We start from the raw sequence: 25776 nt of genomic DNA on the forward strand, positions 1-25776 counted from the left end.
TTATTAGATAGATAAAAAATAACCGGGGGATTGCAATGAACGAAAAATTATTAGCTTATCAAGCGAAGATGAAAGAATATTGGGGCAGCCGATCAAAACGGCAAAAAGGACTGTTAATAGGTGGTCCGCTTGCTGTTGTTCTTTTGGCTGCCATCGTTACTTATATGTTATCAAAAGATACATTTGTTCCTCTTTATAGCAATCTATCACCACAAGAAACGGGACAGATTAAAGCTGAACTAGATGGAAGAGGAATTAAGTCGCAGCTTTCGGATGACGGAAAAACGATTTCCGTTCCCCAACAAGTAGTCGATACTTTAAAAGTAGAGCTTGCTGCTGAAGGAATTCCAAAAAGCGGGAGCATCGACTACTCTTTTTTTAGTCAAAATGCCGGGTTTGGTATGACAGATAATGAATTTGATGTTCTAAAAGTTGATGCGATGCAAACGGAAATTGCAAATCTAATGAAAAACATTGATGGTGTCAATGATGCAAGCGTCATGATTACATTGCCGGAAAAAAGTATTTGGGTGAATGAAGAAGCTGAGGCGGCTTCTGCGTCAATTGTTCTAAATACAAAACCGGGGTATGAATTCGATGAACAGCAAGTGAAGTCGTTATACCACCTTGTCTCTAAAAGTGTTCCTAACTTACCTACTGATAATATCGTCATTATGAATCAATATTTTGAGTACTTTGACCTAAATAACAAAGAAAATTTTTCTGAATCTAGTTCTTTTGTTGCTCAACATGAGATGAAAAAAGAAATAGAGCGAGATATTCAACGTCAAGTCCAACAAATGCTTGGCACGATGATGGGCTATGATAAAGTCGTAGTCTCTGTTACAGCTGACGTGGATTTTACGAAGGAAAATCGGGAAGAAAACCTTGTCGAACCTGTTGATCAAGAAAACATGGAAGGCATTGCCGTTAGTGTGGAACGAATTACCGAAACATATACGGGTGACGGTGCTCAGGCAGCGGGTGGAATCAATGGAACAGGAGAGGACGACATTCCTGTTTATCAAGAAACGACTGAAGCAGGATCTAATGGTGATTATGAAAAAATTGAAGAACGAATTAACAATGATGTCAATCGCATTCGAAAAGAAATTGTCGAGAGTCCATATAAGGTGCGTGACTTAGGCATTCAAGTTATGGTTGAGCCTCCGGACCCAAGCAACCCTGATTCGTTATCAGAAGAGCGAGTGGAAGATATAACGGAGATTTTAGGAACAATTGTCCGAACGACTGTACAAACGGAACAGCAAGATGCGCAAATGACGAATGAAGAGATTGATGACCGTGTTGTTGTGTCTGTTCAAGAGTTCAATGGCAAACCGCAAGTAGTAACGGAAGAGGTACAAACGATTCCGATGTGGATGTACGCGGTTGGTGCCGCGCTCGTCGTGGTCATTCTAGTTCTGCTATTCTTATTGTTTAGAAGAAAACGTAAAGAAGAGCTAGAAGAATACGATCAGACTCTGATTACAGCAGATACTGAACAGGAGCAGGAAGAAATTCCATTAACAGAGTCCCAGCAGCGTCGTCAAAAGCTGGAGCAGCTTGCAAAAGAACAACCGGAAGAATTCGCGAAGTTATTACGCACTTGGATTGCTGAGGATTAAGAGGGGGAAATTAAATGGCAAAAGCGGATCAAAAAAGAGAATTGACCGGCAAACAAAAGGCAGCTGTTTTACTCATTTCACTTGGACCGGATGTGTCAGCACAAGTGTACAAGCATTTGTCCGAAGAAGAAATTGAACGGCTCACTCTTGAAATTTCAGCGATGCGCAAAGTGGACGGAGAGATAAAAGATGTCATCATGGAAGAGTTTGAGCAAATTGCCCTTGCGCAAGATTACATTGCGCAAGGTGGAATCGGCTATGCCAAAAATGTACTTGAAAAAGCATTAGGGTCTGACAAAGCATCTGTCATCATTAATCGTCTTACTTCATCCTTGCAAGTTCGACCGTTCGATTTTGCAAGGAAAGCGGACCCTAAGCAAATTTTAAACTTTATTCAAAATGAGCATCCGCAAACCATTGCGCTTATTTTATCGTACCTCGATCCAGCTCAGTCTGGACAAATACTATCCTCGTTGCCACAGGAGCAGCAAGCTGATATCGCACGCAGAATCGCTCTGATGGACAGCACATCACCCGATGTGATCAACGAGGTCGAACAAATTTTGGAGAGAAAGCTTTCTACGACCGTCACGCAAGATTACACACAAACAGGCGGTGTTGAGTCCGTTGTGGAAGTGTTGAATGGGGTTGACCGTGCAACGGAACGTACAATTTTGGATGCCCTTGAGATTCAAGATCCTGAATTGGCGGAAGAAATTAAGAAAAGGATGTTTGTATTTGAAGACATCGTTGCTCTTGATAACAGATCGATTCAGCGTGTCATTCGCGATGTGAATAATGAAGATTTGTTGCTGAGCTTAAAAGTGGCAAGCGAAGAAGTAAAAGAGATTGTGTTCCGCAATATGTCGAAACGTATGGCTGAGACATTCAAAGAAGAAATGGAGTTTATGGGGCCTGTACGTTTGAAGGATGTAGAAGAAGCGCAGTCAAGAATTGTTGCTACTATTCGCCGATTAGAAGAAGCCGGGGAGATTATTATAGCCCGTGGCGGAGGGGATGATATTATTGTCTAGTATCATCAAATCCCGGTTTACAGGTGACCAGCAACAAAGAGAGAAAACGATTGAAATTCGGCGTTTTGTCACCCAACCTGAGATCGAGCCAGAAATCCGAATGCAAGAGCAGCTTCAACAGCAAGCTGAACAGTTAATGAGAGAAGCTGAAGCGCAAGCGAAAATGATGGAACAGCAAGCGCAAACGATGCTTATGGAGGCAAAAAATCAGCTAGAAGCAGAACGACAGCAATGGGAAGCTGAAAAGCAAAGAATAGCCGATGAAGCGAGAAAACAAGGATATGAAGAAGGTTTTCGTACAGGGAACGAAGCTGGCTTAGCTACCTATGATTCGATGCTTGCAGAAGTGAGAGCAATGATTGACATGACAAAGCGGGACTATTATTCATATATAGAAGCTTCTGAAGAAGTCATCTTACAGCTCGGTGTTCAAATTGCAGAAAAGATTATCGGAGAGCAGCTAACAGAAAATCCCGAGAAGCTTTTATCGCTCATTCGAACGGCTATTAAGGAAGTAAGGGAGCATAAGGAGATTCATTTGTTCGTTTCCGCTTCTTCTTATCCGTTTGTTCACGACCATAAAGAAGAGCTTATGATGTTATTGAATGGTGAAACGAACTTGTTCATTTATCCAGATTCTGAAATAGCCGATACATCTTGTATTATCGAATCGTCATTTGGGCGCATTGATGCAAGTGTGGATAGTCAACTCGATGAAATCAAGAAACGATTAACGGAGTTGCTGAAGGAAGATGCGCATGAAAGCTAAAGAGTTAATCAAGGAAGTCAAACATATTCCTTCTTTTAAACGGTATGGAAAAGTAACAAGAGTCGTTGGTCTTATGATTGAATCAAAAGGACCAGCCACCTCTATTGGAGATGTTTGCTATATTCATATTGACCATGCTCATTCGCGCAAACGAATTCAGGCAGAAGTTGTCGGTTTTAAAGACGAGCACGTCATTTTAATGCCGTATACATCTGTAAGAGATATAGCTCCTGGATGCATCGTGGAGACGACGGCGAAACCGCTGCAAGTAAAAGTGGGAGAAGGTTTGATCGGAAAAGTGCTCAATCCATTAGGAGAACCGCTTGATGGAAGTAGCTTGCCAAGAGGATTAACTCCTGTTTTAACGGAACAGATGCCGCCTAATCCTCTTGAACGTCCGCCGATTAGTGAACCGATGGAGATTGGGGTTCGTACCCTTGACAGCTTGTTGACTGTTGGGAAAGGGCAGCGAATCGGTATTTTTGCCGGAAGTGGTGTCGGGAAGAGTACGATGATGGGAATGATTGCCCGAAACACGAAAGCTGATTTGAATGTGATTGCCTTAATTGGAGAACGTGGGCGCGAGGTTCGAGAATTCATTGAACGGGATTTAGGGGCGGAAGGATTGACACGTTCCATTGTGATTGTTGCTACTTCCGATCAGCCACCATTAATGAGAATTAAAGGTGCTTATACAGCTACCGCTATTGCCGAATATTTTCGTGAACAAGGACTCAATGTTATGTTCATGATGGACTCAGTGACACGTGTAGCGATGGCTCAGCGTGAAATTGGTCTTGCCGTAGGAGAACCGCCAACAACGAAAGGATACACTCCTTCTGTGTTTGCGATTTTACCAAGTTTGCTTGAACGAACGGGAACGAACCGTCAAGGGTCCATTACGGCATTTTATACGGTCCTTGTGGATGGTGATGATATGAATGAACCGATTGCTGATACTGTCCGAGGAATTGTCGATGGTCATATTGTGTTGGACAGGAATTTAGCTAATAAAGGACAATATCCGGCCATTAATGTTTTAAAAAGTGTGAGCCGTGTTATGAATAACATTGTTTCGACCGAACATCGAAAAGCAGCTGAAAAGCTTCGGGATTTGTTGTCCACGTATATTGAATCAGAAGATTTAATCAGCATTGGTGCATATAAACGTGGTTCTTCTTATGAAATCGATGAAGCAATTAAAAACTATCCGAAAATCATTTCATTTTTAAAACAAGGAACCGACGAAAAAATATCTATCCATGAAAGCATCCGGATGCTTCATGAACTTGTTGCGGAAGGGAACTAAAAGTCATGGCTTACCAGTATAAATTTGACCGAGTAATGTCCATTAAAGAAAATGAGAAGGACCGTTTAATGGCGGAATATAATGAGGCTGTTCAACAGTTTGAGGAACACGGTCAGCGATTGTACGAATCGTTAAAACAGAAAGAACAATTAATAGATGAACATACTCAAAAAATGAAGTTGGGCTTGTCTATTACAGATATTAAGCAATTTCAGCTCTTTATTGTCAACCTTGAGAAGGTAATTGCCGCTTATCAACAAAAGGTCATTACTTCCCGTCAAAACATGCAGTTAGCCGAGTTGAAGCTTCGCAATAAAAATATGGAAGTTAAAAAGTTTGAAAAAATGAAAACTAAGGATTTTCAAAAATATAAAGAAGCTCAAAAAGAGCTGGAATCTAAGCAAATGGATGAAGTATCCATCCAGCAATACATGCTGAAAGGGAATTAGGTGAGAGTGTGGGAGAAGCACAAGCGATGATAGAAGAGGAAAAAAAATCTAGCAAGCTGCAAGTGTTCTTCTTTGTAATTTTTATCCCGCTTGTTTTTACGATTGCCATTGTTTATGTACTGTTAATGCTTTACGGTGTAGATGTGAATGGAAAAGTAAAGGAAGCGGTGAAGGAAATTCCTTTTCTTTCTCAAGAAGAACGTGTAGCAGAAAGCAATACTATCCAACGTAATGAAGAAATTAAGCAGTTGGAGACTAGTTTGCGTCAAAAAGAAGATACGATTAATGAGATGCAAGATGAACTAAATGAAAAAGACCTAGAGCTAGAAAGCTTGCAAATTCAAGTGCAACGCCTAAAGGAACAATTAGGAGTAGCCGATAAAAAAGAAGAAGCAGAGCAAACGGACTTGAAAGAAATTGTAGCTGCTTATGAAAAGATGACACCTAAAAAAGCGGCCCTCATCTTTTCTGAATTAGAAGAAGACAAAGCGTTGATGCTGCTTACACAGTTTAAGCCTGATCAACTTTCTTCCATATTAGAAAAAATGGACCCGTCCGTTGCAGCACAGTATACAGGGCTTTTGTCTGAAACGGCAGCTCAAGATAATTAGTTATTGAAGGGAGGTGAACAAATGAATGGAGCGATTCCAATGATTCAAGGCATTGTAACCGGAAATCACCAATCTTCAACCGTTGGGGCTAAACCATCGGCTAGCGGTTTTGGTTCTATTTTAGCTCAACTGCAGCAAACTCCAATGCAACCTGGATTACAAAACAATACCCAAGAAGAACCGACTCTAAACATGGAAGAAGAAATTTTATATTTTTTAAGCGAACTTGCGATGAACACTGTAGAAAGTGGAGAAAAATTGTTTGAGGAAACATCTGAATCTATATCCGATGTTATTCAAGGATTAATAGAGCAGTTGCAAATTATAAATGAGCAAGACCGAGAGAAAGTGCAAGAAATGGTGTTACAAATGAACCAATTTTTACAGCAACCTGCTCTTTTAGAGAATATGAGTTTATTGAACGATGCTCAACTGAAGCAGTTAACGGATATTGAACAAGTTACGGATAATCCAGAAACGAAACCTGTTTTCGCTGCTATGTATGTGTTCTTGAAAGGATTGGGGCAGATGTTGCCGAATGCTCAAGAGCTGTTGAAACAGTACCAGCAGACGGAAAATAGAAAAGAGATGCCTTCATTTGTAGAACTAGAAAATTTGGTGAAGAAAATAGAAGCTAAATTGCAGGAAGCACAAATGCGCATAGAAGAGTCTGCTAAGCTGTCTCGTACTCATTCTCTTCTTCTAGTAAACGGCGGAACAATGATCACGAATCGCTTTATCCAGATGGGAGCAGCACAACAGCCAATCCCAAATGATAGAATGGTTGAAACAGCGGAAAGCGGGCAACTGACTACATCTCTTCCAATGAGCAAAGTGGAACAATTTGTTCTTCATCTCGGTACAACTAATGGGAAAAGTGTTTCAGCTAATCTCCAGCAAGATTTTGAGCAAATTTTAGCTAAAAGTTCTTTCACCCAAAATGCTAACCATGCGAAACTGACAATCAGGCTTGCACCAGAGCATTTAGGCTCACTCACAATTGAACTGATTAAGCAAGACCAAGTAATGGTTGCTAAAATGATGGCGTCTACTCAACAGGCGAAAGAAATGCTTGAATCCCAAATGACTTTATTGAAGCAAGCATTAATTAATGCCAACATTCAAGTAGAGAAAATTGATATTCAACAGCAACTTACTTCACCGGATCGTTCTTGGAGCCAGTCCAATCAGCAACAAGAGCAGTCTCAGGAGCATGCTGACGGTAATGAACAGCATAAAGAGAATAAAGACAATGAAGAAACAAGCAACTTTTTAGCTTCTTTACAAGAAGAATTAATCAATCTAAACATTTAGGTGGTAGACATGGCAAATACAATAGACTCTAGTTTATATTTAGCGAACTACCAGAAGCAAACGCGTCAAACAGGTACAGATGTTTTAGGGAAAGACGATTTTTTGAAAATTTTAATGGTCCAGCTTCAAAACCAAGATCCATCTAATCCGCTCGAAGATAAAGATTTTATTGCTCAAATGGCGCAATTTTCAACGCTCGAACAAATTACGAATATGAGCAAAGCGTTTGAGAATTTTACCACTCAGCAAAACGAATCGAATCTCATTCAATATCACCAATTCGTCGGCAAAGATGTATCATGGCATAAAATTACTGGTGAAGAAGAAAACTTGCAAGTTCAGCAAGGGACAGGCATTATTCAATCACTTGAATATAAAGATGGTGGAGCGGTCTTTATTTTAGAAGACGGTATGGAATTAGGGCCGGAAAATATTTCGAGCATTAATGATACAGTAAATGAAACTTATATGATGCAGGCAAGCGGATTGATTGGCAAGAAGATCGTTTGGGAAGATGCAAATGGACAACAGCAACAAGCGATAGTGAGCTCTGTTTTATTTCAAAATGGAAGGGCCAACTTTAAACTGAATGACGCTGAAGAGTCAACAATTACCGTTCAGCAAATCTTGAAAATCAGCGCTTGATGGGAGAGGAGGTGTGATTGTGGATAAGTTTAGATTACATACTGTTCACACATATCCAATGCATCCGTCACAGCGGGCAATCAAGAAATCAGTACAGACAGCAGTAACTTTTGGGCAGCAGTTTCAAGAAGCGATTCAAAAAACAGAATTAAAAATAAGTAAACATGCCCAACAGAGAATGGATGAACGAAACATTCAAATTGATTCATTAAAATGGAAGCAATTGGAGCAAAAAGTAACAGAAGCGAAACAAAAGGGTGTTCAAGACTCTCTCGTATTAATGAAAGATGTCGCCTTTATTGTCAGTACGAAAAACAATACCATCGTAACGGCGATGAAAAGAGACGAAACAAATTCTCAAATTTTCACCAATATTAATGGAACCATTATCATTGAATGAGCTGGACCTTATGAGGAGGCTTTGGCTGCGGAATGAATGAAGCAGCCGTCAAAAACGAAGGGAGAAACCAATTATGTTACGATCCATGTATTCAGGAATTAGCGGGATGAAAAATTTCCAAGTAAAACTTGACGTAATCGGTAATAATATTGCCAATGTAAATACATATGGCTATAAGAAAGGACGAACGACCTTTAAAGATATGGTCAGCCAGCAAATTTCAGGGGCGAGTGCACCTGGAAATGGACAAGGTGGTGTCAATCCGAAGCAAGTTGGTTTAGGTGCACAAATTGCAACGATTGACACGATCCACACTCAAGGAAGTTTGCAAACGACTGGACGAACATTAGATTTATCAATTTCTGGTGATGGATTTTTTGTAGTAGGGAATGGAACATTAAACGGTGCGGGAACAACTGTTACAGCCGTTTCAAATGAAATGTATTCACGTGCAGGGAACTTTTATCTAGATAAAAACGGATATGTTGTGAATGCAGATGGCTTCTATTTATTAGGAGACGCGACTCCTGGAACAACTGCTTCAGCGGGAGATGCAATAAGAATTCCGACTGATGCTAAAAGTTTTAGTGTTGGTGCAGATGGTACAGTCAATTATGTTGACAATGCAGGTACTCTTCAAGTTGCAGGAAGAATAGCGGTAGCTAAATTCCCTAATAACGATGGACTAGAGAAAGTTGGGCAAAACATATTTAGAGATACAGCTAACTCTGGTAACGGCAGTATTGAAATTCCAGGTGGAACAGGCGGAGCAGGATCCATTGTATCCGGTACACTTGAAATGTCCAACGTGGATTTGTCGGAAGAGTTTACAGAAATGATTGTAGCCCAACGTGGTTTTCAGGCAAATAGCCGAATCATTTCAACATCAGATCAAATTTTAGAAGAGCTTGTCAACTTGAAACGATAGGTTTATAGTCTAAAGGGAGGAGTAGCCCGGATGAGTGATGCCGGGCTCTTGCAAAGATGATTACAATAACGCGATTAAACGGCAAATCTTTTATGGTTAATGCCCTTTATATTGAACAAGTTGAATCATTTCCAGATACCACGATTACTTTAACGGATGGAAAAAAGTTTATTGTCCGGGAATCGGTTGAGGAAGTCAACGAACGTATCCTTTCTTTTTATCAAAAAATTAATATAATGGGTCGGCAAGATAGCATGGAGGGGTAGTCCTTGTTTAAAAATAAGCTTGTTAACATAATGCTCATCATTTTATTAGCTCTTACTCTTGTTGGGACTATTGCAGTCATTATGATTTTAAAAATTACTAACGTAGAAGAATCAGCAGAACCAAGTGCAAAAGAACTGGTCGAATCAACGGTCACCATTGAAGAAATTACAACGAATTTACTTAGCAATGAATTTATCCGTATTACTTTTACTGTTCAAACGGATGGGAAAAAAGCGAAAGAAGAATTGGAAATGAGAGACTTCCAAGTTCGCGATGTCATTGTGAAAGAATTATCTGACATGAAGGCTGAGCAATTCCAAGGACAAAAAGGCATTATGGAGTTAGAAGAACGCATAAAAACAAAAATCAACGAGTTTATGCAAGAAGGAAAAGTTGTAAAAGTGTATACAACCTCCAAAATATTGCAGTAACTATAAATATGCTTTGAGGAGGTGAAGGTATTGGCTGGTGATGTTTTATCGCAAAATGAAATTGATGCTTTGTTGTCGGCTTTGTCTACAGGAGAAATGAATGCGGAACAGTTGAAAAATGAAGAAAAAGAACGGAAAGTGAAGGTTTATGATTTTAAAAGAGCTTTACGTTTTTCGAAAGATCAAATTAGAAGCTTAACTCGAATTCATGAAAATTTTGCCCGATTGTTATCAACATTTTTATCTGCAAGACTGCGCACCGTTGTTCAAGTATCTGTAGCTTCAGCTGACCAAATTCCATATGAGGAATTTATTCGCTCCATTCCTAAAATGACGATTTTAAATGTGATTGAAATGCCGCCACTGGACGGACGTGTCATTATGGAGGTTAATCCAAACATTGCATATGCGATGTTGGACCGTGTGTTAGGTGGGAGAGGAGACAGTCTCAATAAAATTGAAAACTTAACAGAGATTGAAACAAAGTTATTAACAGCTTTATTTGACCGAGCATTAGACAGCTTCCAGGAAGCATGGGAAGGAATGATTGATGTAAATCCGTCATTAGCCGAATTTGAAGTCAATCCCCAGTTTCTACAAGCTATTTCGCCGAATGAAACAGTTGTTGTTATTGCGTTTAATACGCAAATTGGTGAAGCTACGGGGATGATCAATATCTGTATTCCTCATGTCGTACTGGAGCCAATCATACCAAAACTTTCTGTTCACTATTGGATGCAGTCTGCCAAAAAAGAGCCGGCACCTTACGAGTTAGAGCTTTTGCAAAAGAAAATTCACGTGGCAGAGCTGCCTGTTGTAGCAGAATTAGGCTCATCCGATATTTCTGTTCATGAATTTTTAATGTTAGATGTAGGAGATGTTATCCGGTTGAATCAAGGAATTGACCACCCGTTGACGATTAAAGTAGGCACGATGCCGAAATTTACCGGACAACCGGGGAAACTCAAAAGGAAATTAGCGGTACAAGTTTTAGATGAAATTAAAGGGGGGGACAGCGATGATGAGTGATGGCATGCTTTCACAAGAGGAAATTGATGCGCTTTTAAAAGGAAGCCCATTGGATGATGATTCAACTTCAAATGAGAACAATATTCCCCCTGTAGAAGATTACTTTTCAGAAATGGAAAAAGACGCTCTTGGGGAAATCGGGAATATTTCTTTCGGTAGTTCTGCCACTGCGCTTTCGACTTTGCTGAACCAAAAGGTAGAGATTACAACACCAGGTGTAGATATCATTCCAAGAAACAATTTGGCTGAGGAGTTTCCTAATCCTTATGTTGCCATTGAAGTGAAGTATACGATTGGGTTTTCAGGAAGCAATTTATTAGTCATTAAGCAAAGCGATGCGGCCATTATTGCGGATTTAATGTTGGGTGGTGATGGAGCCAATCCTTCTGGCTTAATGGATGAAATTCAATTGAGTGCGGTGCAGGAAGCCATGAATCAGATGATGGGATCTGCTGCAACGTCAATGTCAACAGTCTTTAACAAGAAGGTTGACATCTCTCCTCCAAGCTTAGATTTACTCAATCTTATAGAGGGGGAAGGAACAGAGAAAATTCCGACTGATGATGTATTAGTTAAAGTGTCGTTCCGGTTAAAGATTGGTGAGTTAATTGATTCCAATTTGATGCAATTGTTTCCGGTAGAGTTTGCAAGACAGTTAGTAGATGAATTGTTCAATCCGACAACAAGTACACCAGAACCGGTCTCGGCACCAGCACCGAGCATTCCGGAGCCTGTAGCACCGAGTATGCCTGCTCCTACAGCTTATCAAGAACCTCCGCGACCAGAGCCGGTACGGGCACCTGAGCCATCGTATCATCAGCCAGCGCCGCAACCAGGTATGCATCAACAAGCTGCACCGCAGCATATTAACCAGCAGGCACACCCTGTAGATATACAGCCAGCCGTTTTCTCAAGTTTTGATGGCGGAGGAATGCCTGAGACCGAAACAAGAAATTTAAATATGTTGCTGGATATTCCTCTTCAAGTTACGGTTGAGCTTGGAAGAACGAAACGAACGGTGAAAGACATTTTGGAGCTTTCATCTGGGTCGATTATTGAACTAGATAAATTGGCAGGAGAACCTGTTGATATTCTATTAAATAATAAATTGATTGCCAAAGGGGAAGTTGTGGTAATCGAAGAGAATTTTGGAGTACGGGTAACTGATATTGTCAGTCAACAAGACCGTATAAATAAATTGCGTTAAGGTATGTCAGAGGAGGAAGATAAAAAATGTCAAAACGTATTTTAATTGTAGATGATGCAGCGTTCATGCGCATGATGATCAAGGATATTTTGTCTAAAAATGGTTATGAGGTTGTAGCTGAGGCTGCAGATGGGATGCAGGCAATTGAAAAGTATAATGAGCATCAACCAGATTTAGTGACTATGGACATCACAATGCCTGAAATGGATGGAATTACAGCATTGAAAGAAATTAAAAAGATTAATCCAGCGGCTAAAGTCATCATGTGTTCAGCGATGGGACAGCAAGCAATGGTTATTGATGCTATTCAAGCCGGAGCAAAAGATTTCATCGTTAAGCCTTTCCAGGCGGACCGTGTCATTGAAGCGATTTCCAAAACATTGGCATAAAGCTTCCAACTCTACTGGGTGATGGTCTGCTCAGTGTGTTGTTAAACTAGCGTTACCTAACCATCGAAGAGATAAGGGATAAAAGAAAGTCCCTACCAATGGAAGGTTCCTTTATTTTATGAAGAAGAGAGTGACAGAAATTTTGCGACAATTAATCATTGCCTACATCATCTTGTCATTCATTTTAGTGATTGCTCCGCAAACCGTCGTGTTGGCGGAGCAATCGCCGCTATCTGTGGAAGAATGTTTGGAACAGCCTGAAAAATGTCAAGATTCAAACGAGCCCCAAGCGGAAAGGAATCTTGATAATGGTCAAGATTCCAGCATCGTGTCAGCATGGGATATGGCCAAAATGTTTTTGGCTTTTTTATTTGTTCTCGCACTGCTGTATGTGCTCTTAAAAATATTGAATAAACGCAACCGAATCTTCCAAGCGAATCGTGTTGTTCAAAATTTAGGCGGTACACCTTTAGGGGGAAACCGCTCCATTCAGATTGTCAAAATAGGAGAGCGCATTCTAGTGGTAGGAGTGGGGGATTCTGTCCAGCTTCTAGTAGAGATACAGGATGAACAAGAAAAGGAACAGCTACTCCAATCATTTGACCAATCCAATGGTTTACAAGGCGAATTCAAAGTCATTTTCCCGAGTTTGTTTGAGAATAGAAAAAATCGAACAACAGGTATGCAAGCAGACTTTAGCAGCATGTTAAAAGAGAAGATGCAGGAAATGTCTAAGCAAAGGAAACATGCAATGAAGGAATTGGAAAGGAACGACCGAGACGATGAATGAATTTATGGAAATTTTCAACACGAGCGATCCGGCGAACGTCTCTACTTCTGTTAAGTTGCTGTTACTATTAACGGTTCTTTCACTGGCTCCGAGCATCTTAATTTTAACGACATGCTTCACACGAATTGTCATTGTTCTATCATTTGTTCGGACTTCGTTAGGTACACAGCAGATGCCTCCGAATCAGGTTATTATCGGCCTATCTTTATTTTTAACATTTTTCATTATGACACCTGTTTTTTCACAAGTGCATCAAGAAGCACTTGAACCGTTGTTTGATGAGAAAATCACATTGGAAGAAGCATACGAGAAGGCTGCTGTTCCGATGAAGGAATTTATGAGCAAACATACGAGGCAAAAAGACTTAGCTCTATTTTTAGAATATACAAATGCACCAGCACCGGACTCCATCAAAGATATTCCTTTGTCAGCGCTTGTTCCGGCGTTTGCGATTAGTGAAATGAAAACGGCTTTTCAAATTGGATTTATGGTGTTTATTCCATTTCTAGTCATCGATATGATTGTTGCGAGTGTGCTCATGTCAATGGGGATGATGATGCTTCCCCCTGTTATGATTGCCTTGCCTTTTAAAATATTATTGTTCGTATTAGTAGACGGATGGAATTTAGTTGTAAAATCCTTGTTGTTAAGCTTTCAATAGGTGAGGAAAATGAGTAGTGAGTTTATTATATCGTTAGCAGAAAAAGGTATTTATACGATTTTAATTGTTTGCGGACCGCTTTTATTATTAGCGCTTGGAGTTGGGTTGATTGTTAGTATTTTTCAAGCTACAACCCAAATTCAAGAACAAACATTGGCTTTTGTTCCGAAGATTGTCGCTGTTTTTTTAGGGATTGTCTTTTTCGGTCCATGGATGTTGTCACGAATATTGACGTTCACCCATGACATATTGGCCAATCTCCATCAGTATATAGGATGACAATGAACGAGTACATTTCATATTTTCCCGCCTTTTTGCTAATTTTGGTCCGCATCGCATCCTTTATGGTGAGTGTTCCTGTTTTTTCCTATCGCAACATTCCGACATCCCATAAAATTGGACTGTCTGTTGCTTTATCATTCATTTTAATGGTCACAATGGAGTTGCCTGTGATTGAAATAGATGACGCCTTTATCCTGCTCGTACTAAAAGAAAGTATCGTTGGGCTTTCTCTTGGTCTCATTGCTTATATAGCCATTATGTGCATTCAAATAGCAGGCGGGTTAATTGATTTTCAAATGGGGTTTGCGATGGCGAATGTCATTGATCCGCAAACAGGTGGACAAAGTCCTTTATTTGGACAATATCTTTATATTTTGTCCTTGCTGTTTCTTCTAACGATGGATGGTCATCACCTGTTAATTGAAGGAATTTATCATAGTTATCGTATTATTGCGATTGATGAATTGTCTCTTTCGATGGGGCAAGAACCTTTTGCACAATTTGTTGTTCAGACGTTTGCGACGATGTTTTTAACGGCCGTTCAAATGTCTCTTCCCATTGTAGGCTCTATCTTTTTAGTCGATTTGGCGCTTGGGATTATGGCGCGCACGGTTCCGCAGCTGAACATTTTTGTTGTCGGTTTTCCGGTGAAAATCATCATTGCGTTTGTTCTGTTAATTGTTGTCATGGGAAGTATGTTTATGGTCATTCAGCGTATTTTCGAGCAAATGCTGTATGCGATGAGAAGCTTAATGAACATTTTGGGAGGATAAGATTATTCATGCTACGCTTAAATCTTCAATTTTTCGCCGGGGAAAAAACAGAAAAGGCGACACCAAAAAAACGTCAGGAGTCGCGTAAAAAAGGGCAGGTGGCGAAAAGTCAGGATGTCAATACGGCACTGGTACTTCTGCTTATTTTTTTATATTTTTTGTTTGGTGCTAAAACAATGCTACAGCAATTTATGGATCTTATCACCCATAGTTATGAACAATATTTGCTGCTTGATGTGACAGAAACCAATATTATGTTTGTCTTGTTTGATTTGCTTCCAGAGATCGCCGTTGCAGTTGGACCTATTATGTTGGTTGCGTTAATAGGTGGAGTTGCAACAAACTATATGCAAATCGGATTTTTATTTTCAACAGAAACATTAAAGCCAAGTTTAAATAAAATTAACCCGATCAGCGGTGCAAAACGGATTTTTTCTGCTCGGGCGCTTGTGGAATTGCTGAAATCCATTTTAAAAATTACTTTAGTAGGGCTTGTGACATTTGCCATCTTGTGGATCAATCTTAGCCAAGTGTTGACACTTGCTCAAAAAGGGTTAATGGATGGGCTTGTTATTTTAGCGAAGCTTGTGTTTCAAATGGGTGTGGCTGCTTCGATTGTGCTTCTTTTTTTATCAGTATTAGATTATCTTTATCAAAAGTATGATTATGAAAAGAATATTCGAATGTCTAAACAAGATATTAAAGACGAGCATAAAAACATTGAGGGAGATCCACAAATTAAATCTAAAATTAAACAAAAGCAACGTGAAATGGCGATGTCGCGAATGATGCAAGAGGTTCCGCATGCAGATGTCGTAATTACGAACCCAACCCATTATGCTATTGCCCTCAAGTATGACGAGGAAAAGATGGATACACCGTTTGTCGTGGCTTCCGGTGTGGATTTTATTGCCCAAAAAATTAAGGGCATTGCACAACATCATGATATTGTCATGGTCGAAAATCGCCCGCTGGCTAGGGCTTTATATGAGCAAACAAATATCGGAGATCCAATTCCAGAAGAATTCTTTAAAGCGGTGGCTGAAATTTTGGCTTACGTCTACCGAATTAAAAATAAAATTTGAAGAAGGTTCATGTATTGTTGGCTGATTAGTGTGGATATGAATTGTTAAGCTATCTTTATGTCACCAGCCAATTTTTCTTTAAAGTAAGGAGAGAATAGTAAATGTCAGCAAGAGATTTGCCTGTTATTTTAGGTGTTGTTCTTATTATCATTATGCTCGTTATTCCGCTGCCGACATGGTTGCTTAGCTTTTTAATCATGATCAATATATCTCTTGCCCTTTTAGTTTTATTAGTATCAATGAACATGAAAGAACCGTTGGAATTAGCTGTTTTTCCTTCTTTATTGTTAATTTTAACATTGTTTCGTCTCGGGCTGAATGTCTCTACGACACGCTCCATCTTAGGAACGGGTGAAGGTGGAGGCGTTGTTGAAACGTTCGGAAACTTCGTTATTGGAGGAAACCCTCTTGTTGGGTTTGTCGTATTCTTAATATTAATTATTATCCAGTTTATTGTTATTACGAAAGGGTCAGAACGTGTATCAGAAGTAGCAGCACGTTTTACGTTAGATGCGATGCCTGGTAAGCAAATGAGTATCGATGCTGATTTGAATGCTGGCATGATTTCAGAGCAACAGGCCATTGAACGCCGAACAAAAATTCAGCGCGAAGCCGATTTTTATGGAGCAATGGATGGAGCGAGTAAGTTTGTAAAGGGTGATGCCATTGCAGGGATTATCATTACGATCATCAATATTATCTTTGGGATTATTATTGGGATGGTACAAATGGGAATGCCTATCGGTGAAGCGTCACAAACGTTTATGTTGTTAACAATCGGGGATGGTTTGGTGAGTCAAATACCCGCCTTAATGATTTCAACGGCAACAGGGATCATTGTAACAAGGGCAGCCTCAAATGGAAATTTGAGTCAAGATATTACTGGACAGTTATTTTCGTTTCCAACAACTCTATATGTGACGGGTGGAACAATTGCAATGTTAGGCCTGATTACTCCAATCAATGACATTATTACGCTACCTTTGGCCATTCTCTTAATCGTAGGAGGATATTTTATTTCCCGTGCAAATAATAAACCGATGGATTCGGATGTTGCGCTAGAGGAAGAAGAACTGCAGGCAGATGAAATGAAAAGCCCAGAAAGTGTTGTCAATTTGTTGAGTGTTGATCCAATTGAATTCGAATTTGGATACGGCCTTATCCCGTTGGCTGATACAAACCAAGGTGGAGATTTATTAGACCGAATTGTTATGATTCGTCGTCAGCTTGCTTTGGAATTAGGTATGGTCATTCCTGTTGTGAGAATCCGTGACAACATTCAGTTGCAGCCGAATGAATATCGTTTGAAAATTAAAGGAAACGAAATGGCGAGAGGCGAGTTGCTACTTGATCATTATTTAGCGATCAGTCCGGGGATAGAAGATGATTCCCTTGATGGAATTGATACGATTGAGCCTGCTTTTGGAATGCCGGCAAAATGGATTAGTGAATCTGTGAAAGAACAGGCAGAGATGTTTGGATACACAGTTGTAGACCCACCTTCAGTCGTTTCAACACATATTACGGAAATTATTAAGCTTAATGCCCATCAGCTTCTCGGTCGACAAGAAACTAAGCAGTTGATTGACCATTTGAAGGAAGCTTCTCCTATCTTGGTAGAAGAGGTGACACCAAATCCATTGGCAGTCGGAGAAGTTCAAAAAGTATTGGCAAATTTATTGAAAGAAAAAGTATCCATTCGCAATTTACCGGTTATTTTTGAGACACTAGCGGATTTTGGGAAAATGACGTCTGATACGGATTTACTGACGGAGTATGTTCGACAAGGTCTTGCACGTCAAATTACGAATCAGTACGCAACAGAAGGCGAGCCATTAAAAGTGATGACCTTATCAGGACGCATTGAAAAAGTACTGGCAGAAGGAGTACAGCAAACGGAACATGGTAACTATTTATCCATCGATCCACAAATATCACAGGCTATTATTGAAAGCATTGCCCAACAGGCTGAACAGTTGTCTATGCTTGAACAGACGCCAATTATCCTATGTTCACCAGCTGTAAGGATGTATGTGAAACAATTAATTGAACGCTACATGCCGCAAGTGCCAGTTCTATCTTATAATGAGCTGGAGTCTAGTGTGGAAGTACAAAGTGTAGGAGTTGTGAATATCGAATGAAAGTAAAAAAATATATGGCGTCTTCCATGCCGGAAGCTATGAATAAAATTCGAAAAGAGCTTGGGCATGATGCTGTTATTTTAAATTCAAGGGTCGTGCATACAGGCGGAGTGTTTGGTTTCTTTCGTAAAAAGAGTATTGAAGTGATTGCAGCTATTGATCCTCAGCAACCTATGAAAACAAAACATAAACCGTTAATGGAAGAAAAAAGCATGAATCAACCTGCTCCCCCACCACCGGCTGAGAAGAAACAAGAAGAGAAGCTGGCTAAGGAGATTCATGATTTGAAGAAAATGATGGAGAATATAGCTGCTTCCAAGCCTTCGAGAGAGGCTAACTTTCCAGAAGTTGTGCAAAAAACAATGAATCTGCTGAAAAAACAAGAAATAAGCGGAACGATTATTGATAAGCTGGCGCCTGATTTGTTGGAATTCTATTACTTGAATAAAGGAAATACGACAGGTAGAAAAATGGAGGAATGGGTAAAAGTGTGGTTCCTTCAACAATTGTCGTCAATTAATTCGTTTCAAGGAATAGATTTTACGAAAAAATATATTAACGTAGTCGGTCCAACGGGTGTAGGGAAGACGACAACATTAGCTAAAATAGCGGCTCAATGTGTACTTAAGCATGAAAAGAAAGTAGCTTTCATCACAACGGATACGTATCGGATTTCAGCCATTGATCAATTAAAAACATATGCCAGTATTTTAAATGTTCCTATCGAAGTTTGTTACAGCAGGGAAGATGTAGAAAAAGCATTGGAAACGTTAGCTTATTGTGACTTAATTCTGATTGACACAGCCGGGCGAAATTACCGTCAACAGCAGTATGTAGCTGATTTAAAGGAGATGTTTCCTTTTAATGAAAAGATGCATACACACCTCGTTTTATCATTAACAGCGAAAATGAAAGATATGGAGGCCGTTTGCGACCAGTTCTCCAATATCCCTGTTGATTCTTTCATTTTTACGAAAATGGATGAAACGTCAACATATGGAGCGGCATTAAGTATGGCATTAACATACAAAAAAGGGATTAGTTATATGACTAACGGCCAAAATGTTCCAGATGATTTAAGAGAAGTATCACGTGAAGATGTCGTGAACTTAATGTTTGGAGAAATGTGAAATGATGAAAGACCAGGCAGAGTCCTTGCGTATGAAACTTCAATATGCGGGACAATCAAAAGAAGCGAAAGCCATTTCGGTATTGAGCGGCAAAGGGGGAGTTGGAAAATCAAATTTTTCGTTAAATTTCTCCTTGCAGTTGTCTCAAAAAGGATACAAAGTGTTACTATGTGATATGGATATCGGGATGGGGAATATTGATATTTTAATGGGCCTTTCTACCTCTCATACTCTCGTCGATATATTTGACAAGCAGCTATCCATTCATGAAATTGTTCAAACTGGACCTGAAAACCTGTCATATATCGCTGGAGGGACAGGCATTACGTCCATTTTTGAACTGTCTACAGATAAGGTGGAGCGGTTAATTAGTGAACTGGGCAAGTTGCTGGAAGCTTATGATTATGTAATCTTCGACATGGGAGCCGGTATGACGGAAGGGATGCTTCAATTTTTAAGAGCCGTTAATGAAATTGTCATCGTTACAACACCTGAACCGACAGCTATTACGGATGCATATGCGGCTATGAAATTTTTAAGCATGAACAATGTACTGCCAGCCTATTTACTTGTGGTCAATAAAGCCGATACGGATCAAGAAGGAGTAATGGTGTACAAACGTCTGAATCGAGTCATTCAGCAGTTTTTAAAGAAGGAAGCTTATTTACTTGGGGTTATTCCAGATGACAAAGCTGTCAGCCGAGCTGTTATTAGGCAAACTCCTTTTACGCTGTCCGATCCTAGAAGCAGTGCTAGCCAAGCGCTTGCGACCATTGTGAATCGATATACATCAAATACATTCGAGCGAATGCCTGAATCAAAACCGTTAAGTTTTATGGCAAAACTAAGAAAACACTTCTTGGAAAGGTAGGATTTTATTTTGAATAAAAAGATAAAAGTCCTCATAGTAGATGATTCTGCGTTTATGCGCAAATTAATTACGGATTTTCTTAAAGAAGATTCACGTTTGCAAGTTGTTGGTACAGCGAGAAACGGGCAAGAGGCATTAAGTAAAGTAAACGACCTTAAACCAGACGTCATGACGTTAGATGTCGAAATGCCGGTGATGAACGGACTGGAAACATTGGAGCGTATTATGAAAGAACAGCCGCTTCCTGTTGTTATGCTGTCAAGTACAACTCATGAAGGTGCTTATAATACGGTGTCGGCCATGCAATATGGAGCTGTCGATTTCATTGCCAAACCATCAGGTGCCATTTCTCTTGATTTACACAAAATTAAGGAACAGCTAATTGAAAAGGTGATTTTAGCCAGTAAAGCTAACTTGCGTGCATTTATAAAAAATGAACGTGGCAGTTTACTTCAAAATACTAGTTTACCAGCCGAAAAGAATAGTAGAATAGAACTACAATCTGTTTCGCAGCTTTCGAGAGAGATGGAAAAGCCAGGTAAACAAATTATCTGTATTGGAACGTCGACAGGAGGGCCGAAAGCTCTTCAGGAGGTGTTATCTCACCTGCCTTTAGGATTAAAGGCACCGGTTGTGGTTGTACAGCACATGCCTCCTGGATTTACAAAATCTTTATCAAATAGGTTGAATTCCTTATCTAAATTAACCGTTAAAGAAGCCGAAGATGGAGAGATTCTGCAAAAAGACACCGTTTATATAGCGCCTGGTGGGTATCATTTGGTCATTAGAAAAGTGGGAACGGCACTGACCGCTCATCTTGATCAAACAGAACCGCGAAAAGGACATCGCCCCTCTGTCGATGTATTGTTTGATTCTATCAGTCAGTTAAAAGAGTATAAAAAAATTGCCGTCATTTTAACTGGGATGGGAACAGATGGGACAGCAGGTCTTAAAGCGTTGAAATCTGGTGGCAACACGTACGCCATTGCAGAATCTGAAGAAACGTCCATTGTTTATGGAATGCCGAAGTCGGCCATCGGAACGAACTTAGTGGATGACATTCAACCGCTTACGTCTATTTCAAGTACAATCTCTAAATATTTACAGATATAATAGGGGGCAAAGCAAATGGAAATGGCACAATATTTGGAAGTGTTCATTGAAGAAAGCAAGGAACATCTTCAAAACATCAATGATCAGCTATTAGAGCTTGAAAAGAATCCGGAAGATTTAAACATCGTGAATGAAATTTTCCGTTCTGCCCATACATTAAAAGGAATGTCTGCCACAATGGGATACGAAGACTTAGCGAGTCTTACCCATCAAATGGAAAATGTATTAGATGGTATTCGAAACAAACAAATTTCTGTTACAACAACTGTATTGGACGTCGTCTTTCAATCAGTAGATGACCTTGAGGCTATGGTCGAATCAATCGCAGGTGGAGGAGACGGAAAGCGTAATGTCACAGAAGTTGTCGCTCAATTGAAAATGATTGAAAATGGTGAGGCTCCGACTGTTTCTGTACCTGAACCAGCAGTGCAGCTGCAAGAACAAGTGAGTGAAGGTCTAACAGTTCAATATGACGAATTTGAACGAACAATTTTAAATCAATCGACGGAAAAAGGGTTTTCGCCATACGAAGTAACAATCACATTAAATGACAATTGTTTATTAAAAGCCGCTCGTGTATACATGGTATTTGAAGTAATTGAACAGATTGGAGAGGTCATTAAATCTGTTCCAGATACACAAAAGCTCGAAGAAGAACAATTCGATTCTACGTTTACGGTAGCAATCGTGACTCAAAGTGATGCAGAAGAAGTGAAGCAGCGCATTTTAAAAGTGTCTGAAGTTGCGAATGTCGAAATAAGAAATATTGATTTAGGCGATCATTCAAAGCCTGCTGAACAGATTGAACAAGAAAGCATGATTGTGGATCAACATGCAGAAAAAGTTCCTGTAAGCACTCAAGAGGCTGCTAAATCGGACCAGCCTAGCCAGACTAAGCAACAACATGCTCAAAAGACCATCCGTGTTAATATTGAACGTTTAGACGTTTTAATGAATTTATTTGAAGAACTAGTAATTGATAGAGGGCGTCTCGAACAAATTTCAAAAGAACTAAACAATAGTGAGCTGGATGAAACAGTTGAAAGAATGTCGCGTATATCCGGAGACTTGCAAAATATTATTTTAAATATGCGAATGGTACCGGTTGAAACCGTATTTAATCGTTTTCCACGCATGGTTCGTCAGCTTGCGAGAGATTTAGGGAAACAAATTAATCTTGAAATCGTTGGCGCTGAAACCGAATTGGATCGAACCGTTATTGATGAAATTGGCGATCCTCTCGTTCATTTGCTTCGGAATGCAATTGACCATGGTGTTGAAACACCTGATATTCGACGCAACCGTGGAAAAAGAGAAGAAGGAACGATTCGTTTAAAAGCTTATCATAGCGGAAACCATGTTTTCATTGATCTTGAAGATGACGGTGCTGGAATCAATCGTGAAAAAGTATTGAAAAAAGCGATACAAAATGGAGTGATTACGGAACAAATAGCCGCATCTCTTTCCGATAAACAAGTTTATGAATTAATTTTCTCGTCTGGTTTTTCAACAGCCGATAAAATTTCTGACGTATCTGGACGAGGTGTAGGACTGGATGTTGTTAAAAATACAATTGAATCTTTAGGTGGATCTGTATCCATCGATTCTGTGGAGGGAAGCGGGTCGGTGTTCTCTATTCAACTTCCGCTTACGCTGTCTATTATTTCTGTCTTATTGATTGAAGTAGGAGAAGAAAAGTATGCAATTCCTCTTTCATCAATCATTGAAACAGCCATTGTGAAAACATCAGATATTTTGCATGCCCATAACCAAAAAGTGATCGATTTCCGAGGGAAAATCGTACCATTGGTTCAGTTAAAAGAAATTTTTGATGTTCCGGGTGCTGTAGATGAGGAAGAAGCATATCATTCCGTTGTTATCGTACGCAAAGGTGAAAAAATGGCAGGTCTTGTGGTGGACTCGTTTATTGGCCAACAGGAAGTTGTTCTAAAAGCTTTAGGAACTTATTTGAATAATGTTTTTGCCATTTCGGGAGCAACCATTTTGGGAGACGGACAAGTAGCCTTAATTGTGGATTGTAACGCTTTAATCAAATAGAAAAGCGAAAGGGAGATTAGAGATATGGAAATGAAAGTAATCGTCTTTCAATTGAACGATGAAGAGTATTGTATTCCAGTTAGTGAAGTGCGTTCAATTGAAAAGCTTCAGCATATTACAAGGGTTCCGAGAACTGCTCCTTATGTAAGAGGAGTGATTAACTTACGCGGGGTTGTCACGCCTATTTTAGATTTGCGTACACGTTTTCAGTTAGGACAGGCAGTAGATGATGAAAGTACGCGAATCATTATTGTGGCACTTGAAGATATGGAAGTCGGGTTAATTGTGGATGCGGCCAACGATGTTATTGACATTGATTCTGCAACCGTTGAACCTCCTCCTGAAGTTGTAGGTGGGATTGAGTCTGATTATTTAAAAGGTGTTATTAAAATTGAGCGCCGTCTGCTCATTTTGCTAAACTTGCCTCGTGTATTAGAAATGAGTGAAATTACCGAATAATTAATGATGGAAGGGATAAAAATGACGTTGTTCCATCCGTTGAATTCAACGCATTTGGATGTACTAAGAGAAGTGGGAAACATAGGGGCAGGGCATTCTGCTACTGCCCTTTCTCAATTGTTAAATCGGCGTATTGATATGAAAGTTCCTGATGTACAAATTGTTAGCTTTAACGATTTAATGGCTATTGTTGGAGGGATTGAAAATATTGTTGCTACGATTTTTCTAGAAATCACTGGAGATGTATCGGGGAGCATGTTTGTTATTCTTTCGCTGGAAGAAGCGGGGGCGCTCGTTCGCGAGGTACTGAATGATGGGAGTATTTCCTTTTTTACCCCGCCTTTTTCGGAATTATCGCTATCTGCTTTAGGGGAAATAGGGAATATTTTAGCAGGCTCTTACTTATCTTCTTTATCGGATTTAACAAAATTACAAATCATTCCTTCTGTTCCTGGACTTTCTATCGATATGGCGGGTGCTGTTATTATCAATGGACTAGCGGAGATGTCGCATTCCACTGATTCAGCCATTATGATTGATACTGTTATTTATGATGACTGCGGACAAGTGACGCCTTTTAAAGGGCATTGTTTAATGATTCCAGATCCTGATTCACTTTCGACCATTTTTTCTGCACTTGGAGTGGCAGATTATGTATAGCGCACAAGTGGTCAAGGTGGGCATTGCAGAACTGGATATCGCCAAGGCTCCCGACTTCATTCGGACATCAGGTCTTGGCTCTTGCGTAGGAGCCGTCATCTATGATTTGCCAAGCGGTATAGCGGGACTAGTGCATGTGATGCTTCCTGATTCAAATTTGGCGAAAACGGGTATGATAAATGAAGCGAAATATGCAGATACGGCGATTAATGCTTTAATATCACTTTTATTAAAAAATGGCGCTCAAAAACGTCACTTAAGAGCGAAAATTGCTGGCGGGGCTCAAATGTTTCAGTTCGCCACATCCAATGATTTCATGAGGATAGGGCCTAGAAATGTAGAAGCGGTCAAGCAAGAACTTCAAAAGAATGGTATTCCGCTTGAGGCTGAAGATGTAGGGGGAAACAACGGACGAACGATTGAGTTTAATCCGAAAACAGGTGTTCTCCAAATTCGAACCGTCAATCATGGGATTAAAGAGCTCTAGTTTGAAAAAATATCATTTGATATAATGGATAAGTAAAATAAGAGACCATTCGTCAGCATGAGAGGGGGAGAATCTATGTCACGTATGTCAACGACTGATGAACAACAATATTGGCAAAAATGGATACACTCGCGTGATTCTCATGCCGGCAATGTATTAGTCCAAACATACATGCCTTTAGTTCATTATCATGTACAGCGAATTTCGGTCGGATTGCCCAAAAACGTGAATCGTGATGACTTAGTAAGTCTAGGGTTAATTGGATTATATGATGCTTTAGAGAAGTTTGACTATGAACGTGAATTAAAGTTTGATACATATGCGTCTTTTCGAATACGTGGGGCAATTCTAGATGGGCTTAGAAAAGAAGATTGGCTATCGAGGAGTGCAAGGGAAAAAGCGAAAAAAATTGAAGCGGCTGCAGAGAAGCTTGAACAGCAGCATTTACGTACTGTGACGACAAAGGAGATTGCCGGAGAGCTGGGGTTGTCTGAGGAAGAAGTTGTTCAGACGATGAATGAAGGCTTTTTTGCGAATGTTCTTTCTGTGGAGGATCAGCCAAAAGATTCAGAAGAACCGGAAAATCAGTCATTTTCTTTAAAAGATGACAAAGTATTGACTCCTGAAGAAGACATTTTACGGGAGGAGCTGTATCAAGAGCTCATGAAGGTAATTGAACAGCTCAATGAAAAAGAACAGCTTGTCGTTTCGTTGTTCTATAAAGAAGAACTAACATTTACGGAAATTGGACAAGTATTAAATTTATCTACTTCCCGCATCTCGCAAATTCATTCCAAGGCATTGTTTAAGATGCGAAATGTATTAGAGAAAATCATGTAAGAAAGAATAGGTATAC

At 39.8% G+C, this 25776-nt stretch carries 29 protein-coding genes; all 29 read left to right on the plus strand.

Translation table 11 applies throughout. The features are described from left to right. The first annotated feature begins 35 nt into the window (after nucleotides 1-35). Nucleotides 36-1628 (plus strand): flagellar basal-body MS-ring/collar protein FliF, encoded by a 1593-nt coding sequence (gene fliF, locus ACXAEO_RS05055; RefSeq protein ID WP_474878716.1) that lies wholly within the window; start codon nucleotides 36-38, stop codon nucleotides 1626-1628. Between the two features lie 14 nt (nucleotides 1629-1642). Beyond that, complete coding sequence (gene fliG / locus ACXAEO_RS05060) at nucleotides 1643-2662, plus strand: flagellar motor switch protein FliG (RefSeq protein ID WP_474878718.1); 1020 nt, start codon at nucleotides 1643-1645, stop codon at nucleotides 2660-2662. Then, nucleotides 2655-3431 carry a flagellar assembly protein FliH gene (gene fliH / locus ACXAEO_RS05065; RefSeq protein ID WP_474878720.1) on the plus strand — a complete coding sequence of 259 codons (777 nt, stop codon included), beginning with the start codon at nucleotides 2655-2657 and terminating at the stop codon, nucleotides 3429-3431. Before fliG ends, fliH begins: the two co-directional genes overlap by 8 nt. Then, nucleotides 3421-4740 (plus strand): flagellar protein export ATPase FliI, encoded by a 1320-nt coding sequence (gene fliI, locus ACXAEO_RS05070; protein WP_474878724.1) that lies wholly within the window; start codon nucleotides 3421-3423, stop codon nucleotides 4738-4740. Before fliH ends, fliI begins: the two co-directional genes overlap by 11 nt. A gap of 5 nt (nucleotides 4741-4745) precedes the next feature. Beyond that, on the plus strand, nucleotides 4746-5189 hold the full coding sequence (gene fliJ / locus ACXAEO_RS05075) for a flagellar export protein FliJ (protein WP_474878727.1): 444 nt from the start codon (nucleotides 4746-4748) through the stop codon (nucleotides 5187-5189). An 8-nt stretch (nucleotides 5190-5197) separates the two neighbouring features. Further along, nucleotides 5198-5800 (plus strand): MotE family protein, encoded by a 603-nt coding sequence (locus ACXAEO_RS05080; protein WP_474878730.1) that lies wholly within the window; start codon nucleotides 5198-5200, stop codon nucleotides 5798-5800. 21 nt (nucleotides 5801-5821) lie between these two features. Beyond that, entirely contained in the window at nucleotides 5822-7114 is a 1293-nt protein-coding gene (locus tag ACXAEO_RS05085) for a flagellar hook-length control protein FliK (RefSeq protein WP_474878732.1), read from the plus strand. A 9-nt stretch (nucleotides 7115-7123) separates the two neighbouring features. Then, a complete protein-coding gene (gene flgD / locus ACXAEO_RS05090) occupies nucleotides 7124-7759 on the plus strand; it encodes a flagellar hook assembly protein FlgD (RefSeq protein WP_474878735.1) in 636 nt (211 codons plus the stop codon). Between the two features lie 19 nt (nucleotides 7760-7778). Continuing rightward, nucleotides 7779-8159 carry a TIGR02530 family flagellar biosynthesis protein gene (locus ACXAEO_RS05095; RefSeq protein ID WP_474878738.1) on the plus strand — a complete coding sequence of 127 codons (381 nt, stop codon included), beginning with the start codon at nucleotides 7779-7781 and terminating at the stop codon, nucleotides 8157-8159. A 73-nt stretch (nucleotides 8160-8232) separates the two neighbouring features. Further along, nucleotides 8233-9087: a flagellar basal body rod protein FlgG gene (gene flgG, locus ACXAEO_RS05100; protein ID WP_474878742.1), complete on the plus strand. Its 855-nt coding sequence runs from the start codon at nucleotides 8233-8235 to the stop codon at nucleotides 9085-9087. Nucleotides 9088-9143: 56 nt separating this feature from the next. Further along, entirely contained in the window at nucleotides 9144-9353 is a 210-nt protein-coding gene (locus ACXAEO_RS05105; RefSeq protein ID WP_474878744.1) for a flagellar FlbD family protein, read from the plus strand. Between the two features lie 3 nt (nucleotides 9354-9356). Continuing rightward, nucleotides 9357-9785 carry a flagellar basal body-associated protein FliL gene (gene fliL / locus ACXAEO_RS05110; protein ID WP_474878746.1) on the plus strand — a complete coding sequence of 143 codons (429 nt, stop codon included), beginning with the start codon at nucleotides 9357-9359 and terminating at the stop codon, nucleotides 9783-9785. Nucleotides 9786-9815: 30 nt separating this feature from the next. Beyond that, nucleotides 9816-10814: a flagellar motor switch protein FliM gene (gene fliM / locus ACXAEO_RS05115; protein WP_474878748.1), complete on the plus strand. Its 999-nt coding sequence runs from the start codon at nucleotides 9816-9818 to the stop codon at nucleotides 10812-10814. Beyond that, nucleotides 10804-12021, plus strand: coding sequence for a flagellar motor switch phosphatase FliY (gene fliY / locus ACXAEO_RS05120; protein ID WP_474878750.1), 1218 nt, complete (start codon nucleotides 10804-10806; stop codon nucleotides 12019-12021). The genes fliM and fliY overlap by 11 nt, the downstream gene beginning before the upstream one ends. 26 nt (nucleotides 12022-12047) lie before the next feature. Beyond that, nucleotides 12048-12410 (plus strand): response regulator, encoded by a 363-nt coding sequence (locus ACXAEO_RS05125; RefSeq protein WP_078413260.1) that lies wholly within the window; start codon nucleotides 12048-12050, stop codon nucleotides 12408-12410. Between the two features lie 118 nt (nucleotides 12411-12528). Continuing rightward, complete coding sequence (locus tag ACXAEO_RS05130; protein WP_474878755.1) at nucleotides 12529-13200, plus strand: flagellar biosynthetic protein FliO; 672 nt, start codon at nucleotides 12529-12531, stop codon at nucleotides 13198-13200. Beyond that, entirely contained in the window at nucleotides 13193-13861 is a 669-nt protein-coding gene (gene fliP, locus ACXAEO_RS05135) for a flagellar type III secretion system pore protein FliP (RefSeq protein WP_474878757.1), read from the plus strand. The genes ACXAEO_RS05130 and fliP overlap by 8 nt, the downstream gene beginning before the upstream one ends. 9 nt (nucleotides 13862-13870) lie before the next feature. Further along, entirely contained in the window at nucleotides 13871-14140 is a 270-nt protein-coding gene (gene fliQ / locus ACXAEO_RS05140; protein ID WP_474878760.1) for a flagellar biosynthesis protein FliQ, read from the plus strand. Between the two features lie 2 nt (nucleotides 14141-14142). Then, nucleotides 14143-14916, plus strand: a complete 774-nt coding sequence (fliR, locus tag ACXAEO_RS05145) for a flagellar biosynthetic protein FliR (protein ID WP_474878763.1) — start codon at nucleotides 14143-14145, stop codon at nucleotides 14914-14916. An 8-nt stretch (nucleotides 14917-14924) separates the two neighbouring features. Further along, a complete protein-coding gene (gene flhB, locus ACXAEO_RS05150; RefSeq protein WP_474878766.1) occupies nucleotides 14925-16001 on the plus strand; it encodes a flagellar biosynthesis protein FlhB in 1077 nt (358 codons plus the stop codon). A gap of 101 nt (nucleotides 16002-16102) precedes the next feature. Beyond that, on the plus strand, nucleotides 16103-18142 hold the full coding sequence (gene flhA / locus ACXAEO_RS05155; RefSeq protein WP_474878768.1) for a flagellar biosynthesis protein FlhA: 2040 nt from the start codon (nucleotides 16103-16105) through the stop codon (nucleotides 18140-18142). Continuing rightward, on the plus strand, nucleotides 18139-19272 hold the full coding sequence (gene flhF, locus ACXAEO_RS05160) for a flagellar biosynthesis protein FlhF (RefSeq protein WP_474878770.1): 1134 nt from the start codon (nucleotides 18139-18141) through the stop codon (nucleotides 19270-19272). Before flhA ends, flhF begins: the two co-directional genes overlap by 4 nt. 1 nt (nucleotide 19273) lies before the next feature. Then, the gene (locus ACXAEO_RS05165; protein ID WP_474878773.1) at nucleotides 19274-20143 is read left to right on the plus strand and encodes a MinD/ParA family protein; all 870 of its coding nucleotides are present in this window, start codon (nucleotides 19274-19276) and stop codon (nucleotides 20141-20143) included. Between the two features lie 54 nt (nucleotides 20144-20197). Next, nucleotides 20198-21256, plus strand: a complete 1059-nt coding sequence (locus ACXAEO_RS05170) for a protein-glutamate methylesterase/protein-glutamine glutaminase (protein WP_474883977.1) — start codon at nucleotides 20198-20200, stop codon at nucleotides 21254-21256. A gap of 15 nt (nucleotides 21257-21271) precedes the next feature. Beyond that, nucleotides 21272-23314, plus strand: a complete 2043-nt coding sequence (locus ACXAEO_RS05175; protein WP_474878775.1) for a chemotaxis protein CheW — start codon at nucleotides 21272-21274, stop codon at nucleotides 23312-23314. 24 nt (nucleotides 23315-23338) lie between these two features. After that, a complete protein-coding gene (locus ACXAEO_RS05180; RefSeq protein ID WP_474878777.1) occupies nucleotides 23339-23773 on the plus strand; it encodes a chemotaxis protein CheW in 435 nt (144 codons plus the stop codon). 21 nt (nucleotides 23774-23794) lie between these two features. Next, nucleotides 23795-24433 (plus strand): chemotaxis protein CheC, encoded by a 639-nt coding sequence (locus tag ACXAEO_RS05185; protein WP_474878779.1) that lies wholly within the window; start codon nucleotides 23795-23797, stop codon nucleotides 24431-24433. Continuing rightward, nucleotides 24426-24920 (plus strand): chemotaxis protein CheD, encoded by a 495-nt coding sequence (locus ACXAEO_RS05190; RefSeq protein ID WP_474878781.1) that lies wholly within the window; start codon nucleotides 24426-24428, stop codon nucleotides 24918-24920. The genes ACXAEO_RS05185 and ACXAEO_RS05190 overlap by 8 nt, the downstream gene beginning before the upstream one ends. A 75-nt stretch (nucleotides 24921-24995) precedes the next feature. Continuing rightward, nucleotides 24996-25760 (plus strand): FliA/WhiG family RNA polymerase sigma factor, encoded by a 765-nt coding sequence (locus ACXAEO_RS05195; RefSeq protein WP_474878783.1) that lies wholly within the window; start codon nucleotides 24996-24998, stop codon nucleotides 25758-25760. Nucleotides 25761-25776: the final 16 nt, after the last annotated feature.

This window comes from Bacillus sp. ABA4_010, assembly GCF_056159105.1.

Coding starts and splice junctions, on each gene's coding strand:
- fliF (WP_474878716.1), top strand. CDS start 36: ATGAACGAAAAATTATTAGCTTATCAAGCGAAGATGAAAGAATATTGG.
- fliI (WP_474878724.1), top strand. CDS start 3,421: ATGAAAGCTAAAGAGTTAATCAAGGAAGTCAAACATATTCCTTCTTTT.
- ACXAEO_RS05185 (WP_474878779.1), top strand. CDS start 23,795: ATGACGTTGTTCCATCCGTTGAATTCAACGCATTTGGATGTACTAAGA.
- ACXAEO_RS05130 (WP_474878755.1), top strand. CDS start 12,529: ATGAAGAAGAGAGTGACAGAAATTTTGCGACAATTAATCATTGCCTAC.
- fliP (WP_474878757.1), top strand. CDS start 13,193: ATGAATGAATTTATGGAAATTTTCAACACGAGCGATCCGGCGAACGTC.
- ACXAEO_RS05195 (WP_474878783.1), top strand. CDS start 24,996: ATGTCACGTATGTCAACGACTGATGAACAACAATATTGGCAAAAATGG.
- ACXAEO_RS05165 (WP_474878773.1), top strand. CDS start 19,274: ATGATGAAAGACCAGGCAGAGTCCTTGCGTATGAAACTTCAATATGCG.
- ACXAEO_RS05190 (WP_474878781.1), top strand. CDS start 24,426: ATGTATAGCGCACAAGTGGTCAAGGTGGGCATTGCAGAACTGGATATC.
- fliR (WP_474878763.1), top strand. CDS start 14,143: ATGAACGAGTACATTTCATATTTTCCCGCCTTTTTGCTAATTTTGGTC.
- fliG (WP_474878718.1), top strand. CDS start 1,643: ATGGCAAAAGCGGATCAAAAAAGAGAATTGACCGGCAAACAAAAGGCA.
- ACXAEO_RS05180 (WP_474878777.1), top strand. CDS start 23,339: ATGGAAATGAAAGTAATCGTCTTTCAATTGAACGATGAAGAGTATTGT.
- ACXAEO_RS05105 (WP_474878744.1), top strand. CDS start 9,144: ATGATTACAATAACGCGATTAAACGGCAAATCTTTTATGGTTAATGCC.
- flhA (WP_474878768.1), top strand. CDS start 16,103: ATGTCAGCAAGAGATTTGCCTGTTATTTTAGGTGTTGTTCTTATTATC.
- flhF (WP_474878770.1), top strand. CDS start 18,139: ATGAAAGTAAAAAAATATATGGCGTCTTCCATGCCGGAAGCTATGAAT.
- ACXAEO_RS05175 (WP_474878775.1), top strand. CDS start 21,272: ATGGAAATGGCACAATATTTGGAAGTGTTCATTGAAGAAAGCAAGGAA.
- ACXAEO_RS05085 (WP_474878732.1), top strand. CDS start 5,822: ATGAATGGAGCGATTCCAATGATTCAAGGCATTGTAACCGGAAATCAC.
- fliY (WP_474878750.1), top strand. CDS start 10,804: ATGATGAGTGATGGCATGCTTTCACAAGAGGAAATTGATGCGCTTTTA.
- ACXAEO_RS05170 (WP_474883977.1), top strand. CDS start 20,198: ATGCGCAAATTAATTACGGATTTTCTTAAAGAAGATTCACGTTTGCAA.
- flgG (WP_474878742.1), top strand. CDS start 8,233: ATGTTACGATCCATGTATTCAGGAATTAGCGGGATGAAAAATTTCCAA.
- fliJ (WP_474878727.1), top strand. CDS start 4,746: ATGGCTTACCAGTATAAATTTGACCGAGTAATGTCCATTAAAGAAAAT.
- ACXAEO_RS05125 (WP_078413260.1), top strand. CDS start 12,048: ATGTCAAAACGTATTTTAATTGTAGATGATGCAGCGTTCATGCGCATG.
- flhB (WP_474878766.1), top strand. CDS start 14,925: ATGCTACGCTTAAATCTTCAATTTTTCGCCGGGGAAAAAACAGAAAAG.
- fliQ (WP_474878760.1), top strand. CDS start 13,871: ATGAGTAGTGAGTTTATTATATCGTTAGCAGAAAAAGGTATTTATACG.
- flgD (WP_474878735.1), top strand. CDS start 7,124: ATGGCAAATACAATAGACTCTAGTTTATATTTAGCGAACTACCAGAAG.